This is a genomic window from Oribacterium sp. WCC10, from assembly GCF_900113415.1.
Classification (GTDB): domain Bacteria; phylum Bacillota; class Clostridia; order Lachnospirales; family Lachnospiraceae; genus Oribacterium.
Genome location: NZ_FOPH01000024.1, coordinates 1 through 13,754, shown reverse-complemented (window position 1 = coordinate 13,754; position 13,754 = coordinate 1). Strand labels below are relative to the sequence as shown.

Genomic DNA, 13,754 nt, shown 5'->3' with positions numbered 1-13,754 from the left:
CTTATCTGTAAATCCTATCTACACCCTGCAAAAAACCAAAGGTACACTTAAATCCTGTCTGCTCCGCTGTATTCATATTCAGAACCACATGAGGTGAACTGGTATAGCGGCAAGGCTGCTCCCCTGCTTTTCTTCCATGGAAAATGTTGGAAAGCACCATTGATGCATAGTTACCGTAACCTTCGTAATCAAAACAGGAAAGACACATCATCGCTCCATTTTCACATATAGAGTCACCGTCTCCAACCAATGAAGGTATTCCTCGCCTTGCCAGCATGGAAGACAGCATATCAGCATTATCATCATCCATTGTTCCATAGGCAAACAGAGCAGCATCAATTCCCGTCAGATTTGCATCCCTGATGCCGTTTGCTATCTTATCCTCATAATCATTTGCATGCATATCTGATTCTTCAAAATTGAGTTCCAGAATATTTACGCCAAGTTCATCTGCAGCCTCCCGATACAGAGGATTGCCCGTGATGGTATCCATTCCGTTGACAGTCACCAGTAAAATCTTATCGAATTCAAGCATCCGATAGTACCCCTCAAACTGTCTTTTATATGGATTCGGTTCCACCAGCGCCCAGATATCCGGATCTCCGGTATCATCAGCCGAATCAATAATTCCTGATGCAACCGGATCTGTAGCAAGACATACCAAAAAAGGAACAGGCAGATCCAGTCCCTTTAAAAACAACCCCGGATCTGTTCCGGTGGCAACAATCACATCTATAGTGCCGTTATTTGTTTTTTCAATCAGCTCTTTTGCAATATCCTTATTATCTCCCTCATCTATCATGTATGGCTCTTCACAGAATTTTATATACCCGCCGAGATCAGAATTGACCAAAACATCATAGTACTCAAAGAAATCCTGAGGTGCCAGAGACAACGGTACATCTGCATCGATATAACCGCTATCCTGAAGTCCCTCTGCAAGCCCTTTCAGACAAAGATAAGAACTTTCTATAGGAGGTCCCAGGTCCATGAAAGCAATGGTGAAAGCCTCTCCATTTTCCTTTTTACATGGAGTCAGCAAAAAATCATGATCCTGTTTTTCGAGATTCACCTCGACTACATCCCGGGATCTGCAACCTGTGAAAGAAAATGTAAGCATCAGAGAAAGAATGATACAAACTATCCTCCCGGCCGTTTTCTTTATTTGTCCCCCAAAAGATGCTATTTCAGACAGAAAGACTTTGAAGTGTATGAGCTTCATAATGCTGTTTACAATAATATGAGATCGTTTCATACCATCTCTCCTTTTTTTCATTCGGAAGCAATAAATCATTGTAAAATTCAAACATTCCCATTTCATGGGCGTCTTTTATCTTTGTTTCTGTAAACAGTCGTTCCAGCACTTCCGGAGCCGGTTTTTTAGCCATACACTCCAGCGGTCCCGCATTTACGGCACCATCTCCTGTATCAAACAACATGTATATCGGTCCGCTCAGATAACCCGAACAATCGTAATTCTCTCTTTTTACGGATTCCTTCTTTAAACCGGCCAGGCGGAACATTTCACATGTTTTCTTATGCCATACCTGAAGATACTGTGACTGTAATATGCCTCCGTACCAGCTGAACCCACGGAAAAATCCGGACATCAGCCAGCTGAGATAAACGTGAGGCAGTATATGCATGGATGTAAATGCCTCTTTCAGACTCTCCTCATCCACATGTATCTCTACAGTGTTACCTTTTACATCCTTTCCTCTAAGATAACCATCAGGGAAAAGATTGATATTAAAGCATCTTTTGTTGGCGCATCCAAGAAAAAGAAGCGAAGAAAAAGCCCGTCCTTCTGTATCTTCAGTATCATTCAGTATCTGAATGAACTTTGAATCACACATAATCTGTCTCAAAAGTCCGTCTTTTTTTTGAAACTCATTTAGAAAAAGCTTTGCAAAAACCGTCTCTGCCTCCATATGATAGAAACTGTTTACTCCGGTCATAGGAGAAATCTGTTTATAAATCCCTTCTCCGAGAAACAGTATCTGATCCGGATAACGCTTTTTTGACAGCACATCTTTCCTAAGGTAAACCTTGTCCATCAACTCACGTACCTGTTTTCTGACAAGAAAACTCCGGACTTCATTTATGGCTTTATCTCTGGTTCTCCGTGCCATTTCAGCAGTATAACTTTCAGTCAGGGATGCTGCCGCATTTGTAGGAGACTTCGGAAATATGGGAAAATGCTCGGCTTCACTTGTTTTTGTATAGGTGATCAGCCCTCTTGCAAAGGTAGAGCTGTTTAACGGTACCAGTCCAAAGGAAAGCATCGGAACACAGGGAATGTTTCTGTCCAGCATTTTAAGGAGTCGCATATAGCATAAATCCCCCTGAAATGACTGTGCCGAATATAGCCCGCCCAGATGGTTAGCTGTAAAAAGGATGCCCCTCTGCATAACTTCTGTCACATTATCTGCCGCTTCCCTTGAGATATGGTTTTCCATATACTCACCCAAAAGGTCTATGAGATCATCCTTTTTTTCAAGTGTCTCCTGTGTCATGTTGGACAAAAGCTTATCCTTCTCGCCCTCTATCCAGTCTATAAGAGTCATATCTCCCTTTGACATCATCGTATCTATAGTTGCATTTCTCTCGCGACAGGCAGAAATAATCTGTTGCATTACTCCAATTCCTCCAAACGGAAGGCAAGCATGGTCAGGTCATCAAACTGAACCGCATCACCGACGAAGGCATCCACATCCTTACGAACCAGCGACAGCATTTCCTTAACATCTGTGTGTTCCAGTCCGGTTAATGCCTTTTGCGTGCGCTCCATACCATAAAGCTCATTGTCCTTATTCGTAGCCTCAGGAACACCGTCGGTATACAGGAAAACCGTATCCCCGGTCTTAAGCTGTAACTCGTTATTCTGATATTTGATACCTTCAAGTGTAGCCACAGGTGGACGCTTTTTAGCCGCCTTGATAAGTTCCTGACTTCCATCAGCATGTATAAGTACAGGATATTCATGTCCCGCATCGGCAAATGTCAGGATACCTGTCTTCAAATCCACTATTCCAAGCCATACAGTCACAAAAAGTTCTGCATCGTTTTCTTCGCAGAGCTGTTCGTTTGTGTGCGCAAGAATCGCTGCAGGATCCTTCAGCTCCTGAGCGCTGTCTTTGATCAATACCTTTGAAATGGCCATAAACAGGGCAGCAGGAATGCCCTTACCTGATACGTCTGCCATTACAAGTGCAATGTGATCATTATCAACCATAAAGAAATCGTAGAAATCTCCTCCGACTTCCTTTGCCGGATCCATGGAAGCAAACAATGAAAACTCTTTTCTATCCGGGAACGGTGGGAATATACGTGGAAGCATGGATGCCTGAATTTCTGTGGCTACATTTAGTTCCGCACTTATTCTCTCCTTCTCCTTGGTCACGGCAGTCAGATTGTCCATGTATTCATGAAGTTCCGTTATCATGCCGGAGAATCCGCCTGCAAGAGAGCCTATCTCATCTTTTATGTGATTTTCTGAAGCTATAGTCTGTGCCAGCTCGGGATTCTTGGTTTCGGTATAATCTGCTACCTGTTTTTCAAGTCCAAGTATACGCTCGAGTATTCCACGTTTTACAAAAGTGATCATTCCGGCGGAACACAACCCAAGTACTACTACAAAAATACCTACTATTCCAAGGACTGTCATTCGTATCTTTGACTTTACAAAGTCATAGCTTACATCTGTCAGGATAACGCCTATGGTCTTTCCGTTATAATTAAGTGGAGTGGCATAAGTATAGACATGTCCGTACTCATTATCATACCCGTCCATTTCTCCCGTGGTCTGTCCTGTCTCGTAGGTCTTCCACATATTGTAGTGAATACTACGGTCCTGATGAGCTTTATAGGCCAGAAGAAGCTGTGATTTTCCGTCAACAACCTCTTCCTCGCGAGGTCCGTCAAACATGAAGCACATTGTATCATCTTCGCCTGTCGGATAAATATAATATGCATATTCAAGGTCATAGTCCCTTATCATTCGATCAAAAGTGGTCAGCCAGTAAAGGTACAGATATCTTGCATAGAGCAGTTTCACTTCATCATTCAGACCTTCAAAGGTAACATCCTCTCCAAACATCTTTCCGGGATACTCACGAACGAATGCCCTGTCAAAATTCTGCTTTGCATCGTAAGCACTGTCAGGGTAATTAAAAGGAATCTCAAGCTCATCGTAATGTTCATCAAACCAGCTCTGAAGGTAAACGAAGTCTGAAAGATTTTCCTTGATTTCATCCTCTATATTGCGGTTTACCTTCTCAAGAAGATCCTGATACTGTTCATGATAATGCTTTGTCTGCAGTGAATACGTGGCAACAGCACTGCTTATAACAGTCACCACAATAAATATGGCAAAGAATACAACGAATTTTGTAAGTAATGATTCCCTTTTTGTTCCTGTCATTGGACTACTCCTTTTTTACTTACTTTGTCACCTTTGATATCCCAAGAGGCTTCTCTACCCTTGTGACAGCAATTGCACCATCCACTGCACGCATCATAACTTCCTTTTCCGACTCATCGCTGTGATATGCGATATGCGGTGTCAGAATAACATTATCCATGTTCATCAATGGACTGGTTTTATCAAAAAACGGTTCTTTTTCAAAAACATCCAACGCCGCAGCACTGACCTTCCCACTTTGTAATCCTTTGATAAGCGCCTGTTCATGAATAAGCGCCCCGCGTCCGGTATTAACTATGATAACGCCATCCTTCATGTGCAAAATAGCGTTTTCATCTATCAAATACCGTGATGAATCTGACAATGGCACATTCGGTGATATGATGTCTGAGCATCTGAATACTTCATTCCTGTCATCCGCACATACCACCCCGCTCTTTTCTATATCTATCTTTTCGACAAAAGGATCGTAAGCAATAACACGCATTCCAAATGCAATTGCGTATTTTGCAACTTCTCTTGATATCCTTCCAAAACCTAAAAGACCATAGGTCAGTGTAGATAAGCGATGTACCGGAGCTCCTATGATATAGTCAGGTGACCTCCAGTTACCTTCATGCATGAACCTGTCATAGATATTGAGCTTTCTCAATGAAGCAAGCATCAGCGATATTTGATGAACTGCCACCTCCTGAACCGCATAATCAGGAACATTGTACACATCAATGCCTCGTTCTTTTGCCGCTGTAACATCGATATGATCAAATCCCATAGCTGCAACAATGATAGCTCTAACAGTAGTATCAAGTGACGATATGATTTCACGTGTAAATGGTGTAAGTACAGTGAGTACTGCATCCGCCCCTCTGCAGGAAGCAATGGTCTCTTCAGGATCCGCATCGTAAACCACTTCTGCCTGAATACCCAACGACTCTATACGGCGAGTCATTTCATCACCGCCTCTTGTATTTTTCAGTAAAAATAAAACAATCTTTGACATAAAATATTTACGCCTCCGTAAGGAATCTTATATCAATCCACTTCTTCTTATTGCTTCAACAGCACCTTTTAATTCCTCTTTATCCATAACCAGTGCAAAACGAACATACCCTTCACCATGTGGGCCAAAACCCGAGCCCGGGGTACAAAGAACTCCTGCATTTTCCAGAAGTTCAAAACAGAATTCCATGCTGTCATGAAACCTCTCAGGGATTTGAACCCAAACGAACATTCCGCCCCTGACATCTGTCATTTTCAAGCCGATATCTCTGAGGCCTTTACAAAATACATTTCTCCGTTCTTCGTAGATGGCACACTGCTTTTCCAGATCTCCATCCTCTTTGGTAAGTGCCGCTATCGCCGCCCGCTGTAAAGGTATAAACATCCCAAAATTCACATGTTCACGGAGCAGTCGTACCGCTTCAATAACATCTCTTCTCCCTGTCAGGAATGAAATTCCTGCTCCGGTAACATTAAAAGATTTGGCCAAAGAGAAGCACTCCACTCCCACATCCTTTGCTCCCTCATAGGATAAAAAGCTCTTTCCTTCATTTCCATCAAAAACAATGTCTGTGTAAGCATTATCAAAAACAACAAGAACATCATTCTTTTTCGCCCACGTTATGAGTTTTTCATAAAAACTGTCATCCGCAATTGCACCTGTCGGATTGGAGGGAAAGTTCACTATGATAAGTTTTGCTTTCTTCGCAATGTCGTCATCTATTGAATCAAGTTCCGGAACAAAATCATTTTCTTCCAATAATGGATAGTAGTTTATGGAACAGTCTGTTAAATAGGCTGCAGCCTCAAATCCGGGATAACAGGGATCCGGTAAAAGTACAACATCTCCGGGATTACAACATGTGAGAAATATATATCCCAGTCCGGTTTGAGTTCCTGAAGTACTCATCATCTCGTCATGGGCCAACTCAACTCCAAATCGTCTTTTATAATATGAACAAAGAGCCTCTTTCAATTCCGGCAGGTCATGCAGCGGATACTTCCATGCATCCGGTTCATCTGCAGCTTTCTTTAATGCTTCTTTCACATAATCCGGAGTCTCAAAGTCCGGTGTACCTATACTCAAATTGTATATTTTTTTACCTGATTGTCCGACAGCAATTCTTTTCTCGTCAAGAATTGTGAATATATCTTGGCCAAACCGATCAAGACGTGAAGCAAATTTCATTTTCGTTTTTTCCTTATGGTTTCTATACTCATTAATACTTTAATAAGCGTATTTGATAAAATTATACCACAGTAAGAAACATACAAACTTATCTTTTTAAGCATAATTATTATACTTTTTGCCCGGTCTTTTTATATCTCATTATATGACCCGCCCGAACACTAATGTGTGCGTACCGGGCAGCATTCATCCCCCAAGGAGCATCATCTTATTTTTATTTAGTATCCACAACAGTAATATTTTATGAATTTTTGTTCGATATAGGGATTAGAAATGCGTACTAAAGAATCATCATTGATCGGGAGGAACAAATGGGAATCAACAAACGTGATTTCGGTAAAGGTGTCATATACGGATATGGAATTCTGCTGAACAATCTGAACTGCGGAAATGTCATCAGTTTCATCACCAAACACAGAGATATAGTACAAAGCCTCTATCCTGAATCCGAAATGGATGATATGCTTGGATGTCTGTACCGTGCAAACAAAATAGGATCAGATGACTACGATATGATCATCTTTGACCACGGAATGGATTATTTCCCTTATATAGTAGGTCTTGTTCTCAATGTTGAACTTGGAACCACCGGTTTTCTTGGCATGGTGGGGGAAGAAGGCTTTGACGACTGCCTGCTGTGGCAGCCCGAATATCCATGGGAAATGACAGATGATGACAAGCTCATCGACCAGGCAAGAATTGATGAAATCTACAAAAATATCATGAATGAACTTGGAATACACGGAAAGCCTTTTGAGATGTCTCTGTTTTACGATGACTTCCCCAAAAACATCGCTTATTAACCTCTGTTCACTGATGGTTTTAATGTCAAAAGAATTGTCACTCACTCTGGTACTTTTGACCCTTACATCATAATAATATGACGTGAGTGTCAAAAGTATTTGCCACTCACTGATGATGCGCAGCACGCACACATTCGTGTGCAATGAGAAGGAATCCTTACAGATTCCTTTGAAGCGCTCAAAGCCGCGTGGCTCCTTCGATTAAAAATCGAAGGCAGTTGTGCTGCTGAACACTCATAACTCACGTCCTTTTGCTATGCAAAACGACTACGTTATTCGTGTTCGGGCGGGTCATAAAGTCTCAAATCAACGTGCAAGCACGTGATTTGGTACTTTTGACCCTTACATCATAATATCATCACAACAAAAGCCCTGTTCCGGTTTAACGGAACAGGGCTTTTCCTTGATATATAACGATGTGTATATCAATCTGAAATCTATGCCTCTCAGAATTAACTTCACAACACTCAATACTTATGCAGATTCGGCAACATCATTCTCTTTTGCCTTTTCATCCCATACAGGTACTTCAACACCTACAACCTTTGAAGTAAACGGTGTGCCGTCATTAAGTTCAAAATGGGCTTCTGCCTTCTTTACATACTTGAATCCGATGTAGAGAAGAGGGATATTGCAGTAAGCGATAAGAATGTTTGCAAAATCAGAAAGATCCCAAAGTGCACCAAGATCAAGACCAACTATAGATGTGAGCATTCCAAAACAGATAACTGCAATATCGATAACTCTGATGGCATTTATAAACACTTTGTTTCTACTGATTCTGTTTGCGCATATCTCTGAAAATGACATAAATCCGAGAAGACATGTAAATGCAAACAAACCAAAACACAATGAAACCATAAGTGTTACAACACTGTTAAACGCTGTTCCCGGAGTCAGCTCCGCAACCGACGCAAGATACTTTGGCAGTTTTCCCAGCTCCATCCATGCTGCACCGTTTTCTGTAAGCCATACACGTCCCATGATAACCACGAAACCTGTAAGTGTACAAATAACGATAGTATCAAGAAAAACTCCCAAAGCCTGAACACAACCCTGATCGCAAGGATGTGCAGCATCAGAAGCTGCTGCCGGCATGGTGATGGTACCCTGACCTGCCTCATTGGACATAAGTCCTCTCTTGACACCTTGCATAAGTGCAGTTCCGAAAGCACCTCCGAATACTGCTTCCGGCTTAAATGCCTCTGTGAATATTGCATAGAAGAACCATGGAATCCTTGCAAGGTTCATCACGACAAGAAGCACAACAGTACATACATATACGATAGCCATAACAGGAACAAGTACATCTGTTACCCTGGAAATCTTCTTTGTACCACCGAATGAAACCATACATGTGGCAAGAATGACCAATGCAAATCCCACCCAATATACCGCATGGGTTGTCGGAAGCTCTGTACCACTTATGATGCTTGCGATCTGTCCCATAGCCGATACAGTATTGAAGCCCTGAGCCGGGAAGCAGAGAATAGCATATATGATATACATCATCGAAAGAACCACACCGACTATCGCTGAGTTCTTAAGAAGCTTTCTTCCATAAAAAGCCATACCTCCCAGATACTCATCATCCTTCTTCTCTTTGAAAATCTGGGATAATGTCGACTCCACAAATGCAGTTGCCATTCCGAAAAATGCAGAAATCCACATCCAGAGAAGTGCCCCCGGACCTCCGACTGAAACCGCACCTGTTACACCAAGGATATTACCCGGACCAACTCGCATTGCTGTTGACAGAAAGAATGAAGCCAGCGGAGTGATACCGGTCTTTGCCTTGCTGTTCTTAAGCACCTCGATTCCATACCTGAATTTCCTCAACTGTACGAATCTTAAGTTAACTGTAAAATAAATTCCCGATCCGATAAGTAAAATGATGGCCAATGAAAAATTGCCTATAACTGGAATTGAAGAGTACCATCCGAAATTTGTTGGAAAATCCCAAAACAAATCAGATACAACCTGAATCCTGCCACAGACTGCTGTGATAAACGCCAGTAAACCTTCCATAAATGATCCCCCGTCGGCCGCAGTGTCACCCCGTAATTGTTAACCTCTTACAGATTGATACATAAGCCAAAATTATTAAATGACGTGAGTGTCAAAAGTATTTGCCACTCACTGATTAGCGCTAACGCACAAATTCTTGTGCAATGAGCAGGAATCCTTACAGATTCCTTTGAAGCGCTCAAAGCCGCGTAGCTCCTTCGATTAAAAATCGAAGGCAGATGTGCTGCTGAACACTCAAACTTGGGTCCTTTTGCTATGCAAAACGACTACGTTATTCGTGTTCAGGCGGGTCATAAAGTCTCAAATCAACGTACAAGCACGTTATTTGGTACTTTTGACCCTTACATCATTAAATAATGGTTAATACAAGCTGATTATAATCCTGTTCCTCCCCTAGTACAATCATTTAATATTCACCTCAATATATCGTTTTGTTATCTGAGAAAATACTTTAACCGGCTGACTTTTAATTGCATAAGTTGAACCGGGTTCAACAACAAAATATCAAAAACTCCCATCTTGCCGGATAAACCTGCAAAATGAGAGTTTTATTTCAATTGAATTCTATGATATGAATGTCATAAGTATCTGCCACTCACTGATTAGTGCCAACGCACACATTCGTGCCTGGTTGAGAAAGGAGCCTCACAGATTCCTTTGAAGCACCCAAAGTCACCTGGCTCCTTCGATTAAAATCGAAGGCAGTTGAACTACCGAACGCTCAAACTTAAGTCCTTTTTTTGTGTAATACAACTACATTATTTGTATTCGGGTTGGTCATAAAGTCACATATAAACGTTCAGACACATGCATGCTTTGGTACCATTGTTCCTTACATCATATTAAAGATGTTTTCGTATAGTTTCAATTTGACTCCCATAGAACACCATCAGACCTATATATACAAAGGAATCCCCAGATCACCAGGATCTGAGGATTCCTTTAGCTTGAAATATTTTCTATCGAAATCATTATATCACATTTATATAATTTATAGAGAATTTTTATAAATACAAATTATCTAAATACATTCATTGCTTTTTACAAACTTTTCTGTAAACTGTTCAAAAGGAATAGGTTTTGAATAGAGATAGCCCTGCATGGTATGTACATCGCAGTTTCTCAGAATATCCCGCATTTCCTCAGTCTCAACCCCCTCAGCACAAGTGATGGCGTTATAGACTTCAGCAAGCTCATTCACTATTTTCACTATAGCAATCTGCCTGCTATCCTCAGAGATATTCTTCACAAACTGTCTGTCTATCTTAACGATATCTATATGAAGATTCTGAAGTATCTCCAACGATGAGAATCCTGTACCGAAATCATCTAATGCAATCTTTATACCTTCCTGTTCCAGTCCTGAAGTAATCACTTTAAGCTGATCCATGTCTATAAATCTGCACCTTTCAGTCATCTCAAGACATAGATTGGCTGCAGGATATCCGGTATCCTTTATAGCACGTTTTACTACATTCACAAAATCCAACTGCTGAAGCTGTGCATAAGACAGATTTACATTAAGCATAAACTGAGGACACTTTTTCAAAACAGGCAGACATTCTTCCATAGAATGCTTCAAAATCCATTCTCCAAGAGACGGAAAAAGAGCATCATTCTCCAAAACGGGTATAAAGTCATTTGGCATAACGATATTTCCGCTTTCATCTTTCCATCTGATCAGTGCTTCAGCCCCGCTCAGTTTTCCGGTCTTGGCATCAATAACCGGCTGATAATAAACAACAAAATTATCACATCCTTCAGCCACAGAATTCCTTATCCGGTTTATTCTTTCAAGTTTATGAATGCCGTTCTTGTTTACGCCATTCTCAAAGAAACAGAACTTACCCTGATTATTATGTTTAGATTCCTGATATGCCTGGGTAAGACATGATAATACAGTATCAGCATTAATATCAAAACGATCTACAGCTATGGCACCGGCATTAATATTGATTATCACCTGCTCACCTTCAAACAGGAAAGGCCTTTCCAGTATACTCTGATAATGCTCATAGTTATCCCTAAGTTCTTCTATAGTCGCAGTCCTGCTTATCAAAGCCACTCTGATTCCATCAAGTCTATATAAATCACCGATTTTTTGATTATGATCAAGAACATACCTTATGCAATGTTGAAAGATTCTCGTTCCAAAATCATAACCGAACAAATCATTGATTCTGGTGTAATTGGTCGATCCATACATTACTATCCTTATAGGTATATGGCTTTTGAGATATCTGTTTATATCGTAAAAGAAGCCATTTTTATTTCTCAGTCCGGTGATATTATCTACACTTTCATTGATGGAATGATTTCTTATCATCCCTACAAAATACTCAGGCTCATCATTATCATCCTTAATAATAATACCTCTGCAGGTGCAGGTATAATACTGACCCGATATGTCTCTGGCCCTGTATTGAACATCGTGCATACCATATCCATTCTCAAATAACTCCTTTATACTGTCACGATACATTTTTCTGTCATCAGGATGTATATGATCTTCCCATATATCATCGGCTGCATACATATATTCACTCTCAAGTCCATACAACTCAACAGCTGTCCTTGCCCATCTGGAATAGTCATATCGCATATCGCAGACATATACATCCGTTCCCTCAGCAACCATCTCATAAGAGTCAAATATTGTATTCAATTTATTAATTCTTTCTTCTGTAATCTCTCTCATATACATACAATTAATTGAAAAAACATGAACAAAAGTGAACCGTAGGTAATATCAAACAGAAATAGCATAAAATGCATTAATATGTTGTAAATATAAAAATATGACGTGAGTGTCAAAAGTATTTGCCCCTCACCTCTTATTATCGTCCAATTACTAATTTTATTAAGTTCCTTTCATTTATCACACATTATATTTATAATACATATATACCATAGTAATAACAATTTCCTTTTACAATTTAACAAATATTATGATTAAGCTTAACGATTATTTATACGATGGATACACTGTTATAGAAATACTCAGAAAATACAGTCAGGATTTGAAAGAAAGCGCAATTTCCACTCATAATCAGATAGATATCGCCCATTGTAATTTTTTGATTGAATTTGCCGAAATTCTTGAACATAATGAATTTCTCACTTCAGAATCACAGCGAATACAGGATTTTTATCTTTATATGGCTGATAAGTATCCTTTTTTATCATTTAATTTCAAAGGTCGAATAAAATCACTTTTGCGAGCCGAAAAGAAGTTTAACGGATACATTGTCCAGTTTATCTATGATTACTACAGACAGCATCATACTTATCCGCCTATTTCATCTATAAAGGCAAAAGTTAACAGCTTTAGAGATCTTATTGCTTACAGAATAGTCTTATCCCTTCCTCAAAGTAATCAGATTGAAGGCCATGACATAACTGAAGATGAGCTGTCCTATCTATATGAAATAGCCAATGTACTTCCTGAATTCCTTGAACAGCGCGGCTTCACAGCAGAATTTTCAGGCATGAAGCAGGAAAATGTTTCTCCTCTTCTTTCTCCTGCAGTTATACCTTATTATAGGGATTACATCACTAATCCCCGTTCATCAGGTTACAGATCACTTCATATAACCTTTTATGACAATATTTCCAGAAGCTTCACAGAACTTCAGCTACGGACAAAAGATATGGATGATTTCGCCGAAATTGGAACAGCTAATCATTATTTCTATGAAAAAAAGCAGGAAAACCCGCTTGTTCAGCGTAATACTATCCCAGTTGGCGAATGTATTTACTTTGACGAAGCTTATAACCGTATAATTGAACTAAGAAATCTTGAACTTGCAAAAATCAATGTAAACATGTTTAACGCTTGTGATAATTCCAAAATTAATGATGGCTGTGGTTTCTATGCCGGAAGGGTTATTTTGCCTTATGAACATCTTGCAAGGTCAAGAAAGAGGTAACATATGTATTGTTTTTTCACTCTAAGCCAACCAACGGAGAATAAATTTTACTAAGAAATCCACCTAAAAAAAGAACTTTGAGTATACTCAAAGTTCTTTTAAATTGCGGGAGAAGGATTTGAACCAACGACCTTCGGGTTATGAGCCCGACGAGCTACCAGACTGCTCCATCCCGCGATATTCCATTATGTTGTCTTTTCAAAAGATAATGGGGCCTACAGGGCTCGAACCTGTGACCCCCTGCTTGTAAGGCAGATGCTCTCCCAGCTGAGCTAAGACCCCATTCAGTTGAAATACAACTGTGAAACTCATACAGAGTTTCCAATGGATGGGGGTGGATTCGAACCACCGAAGTCAGTGACAACAGATTTACAGTCTGCCCC

The 13,754-nt window shown here is 40.3% G+C and carries 9 protein-coding genes and 2 tRNA genes; 2 read left to right on the top strand and 9 right to left on the bottom strand.

The annotated features are described in order from the left end of the window. Position 1 precedes the first annotated feature (1 nt). From BM294_RS13785 to BM294_RS13765, 5 genes are read right to left on the bottom strand one after another with little or no spacing between them, the layout of a single operon-like run. Complete coding sequence (locus tag BM294_RS13785; RefSeq protein ID WP_091209447.1) at positions 2–1,255, bottom strand: type 1 periplasmic-binding domain-containing protein; 1,254 nt, start codon at positions 1,253–1,255, stop codon at positions 2–4. Next, entirely contained in the window at positions 1,188–2,636 is a 1,449-nt protein-coding gene (locus BM294_RS13780; RefSeq protein WP_091209445.1) for a hypothetical protein, read from the bottom strand. The genes BM294_RS13785 and BM294_RS13780 overlap by 68 nt, the downstream gene beginning before the upstream one ends. Continuing rightward, entirely contained in the window at positions 2,636–4,423 is a 1,788-nt protein-coding gene (locus BM294_RS13775; protein ID WP_091209443.1) for a PP2C family protein-serine/threonine phosphatase, read from the bottom strand. Before BM294_RS13775 ends, BM294_RS13780 begins: the two co-directional genes overlap by 1 nt. Before the next feature lie 19 nt (positions 4,424–4,442). Continuing rightward, a complete protein-coding gene (locus BM294_RS13770) occupies positions 4,443–5,423 on the bottom strand; it encodes a C-terminal binding protein (RefSeq protein WP_091209441.1) in 981 nt (326 codons plus the stop codon). A 27-nt stretch (positions 5,424–5,450) separates the two neighbouring features. Continuing rightward, positions 5,451–6,611: a pyridoxal phosphate-dependent aminotransferase gene (locus BM294_RS13765; RefSeq protein ID WP_091209439.1), complete on the bottom strand. Its 1,161-nt coding sequence runs from the start codon at positions 6,609–6,611 to the stop codon at positions 5,451–5,453. A gap of 311 nt (positions 6,612–6,922) precedes the next feature. On the opposite strand from BM294_RS13765, the gene BM294_RS13760 reads away from it, so the two are divergent. After that, complete coding sequence (locus BM294_RS13760; RefSeq protein WP_091209437.1) at positions 6,923–7,414, top strand: hypothetical protein; 492 nt, start codon at positions 6,923–6,925, stop codon at positions 7,412–7,414. A 474-nt stretch (positions 7,415–7,888) separates the two neighbouring features. Here the strand turns inward: BM294_RS13760 and BM294_RS13755 are convergent, their stop codons facing one another. Together BM294_RS13755 and BM294_RS13750 are read right to left on the bottom strand one after the other, a co-directional pair. Further along, entirely contained in the window at positions 7,889–9,442 is a 1,554-nt protein-coding gene (locus BM294_RS13755; RefSeq protein WP_091209434.1) for an alanine/glycine:cation symporter family protein, read from the bottom strand. A 1,021-nt stretch (positions 9,443–10,463) separates the two neighbouring features. Beyond that, the gene (locus BM294_RS13750) at positions 10,464–12,107 is read right to left on the bottom strand and encodes a sensor domain-containing phosphodiesterase (protein WP_175494699.1); all 1,644 of its coding nucleotides are present in this window, start codon (positions 12,105–12,107) and stop codon (positions 10,464–10,466) included. A gap of 283 nt (positions 12,108–12,390) precedes the next feature. Here BM294_RS13750 and BM294_RS13745 point away from each other — a divergent pair, with 283 nt between their 5' ends. Continuing rightward, positions 12,391–13,371 carry a nucleotidyltransferase family protein gene (locus BM294_RS13745; RefSeq protein ID WP_091209429.1) on the top strand — a complete coding sequence of 327 codons (981 nt, stop codon included), beginning with the start codon at positions 12,391–12,393 and terminating at the stop codon, positions 13,369–13,371. A 103-nt stretch (positions 13,372–13,474) separates the two neighbouring features. Here the strand turns inward: BM294_RS13745 and BM294_RS13740 are convergent. Both BM294_RS13740 and BM294_RS13735 read right to left on the bottom strand, forming a co-directional pair. After that, positions 13,475–13,548, bottom strand: a tRNA-Met gene (locus BM294_RS13740). A 32-nt stretch (positions 13,549–13,580) separates the two neighbouring features. Continuing rightward, positions 13,581–13,653 (bottom strand) — tRNA-Val (locus BM294_RS13735). Between the last annotated feature and the right edge of the window lie 101 nt (positions 13,654–13,754).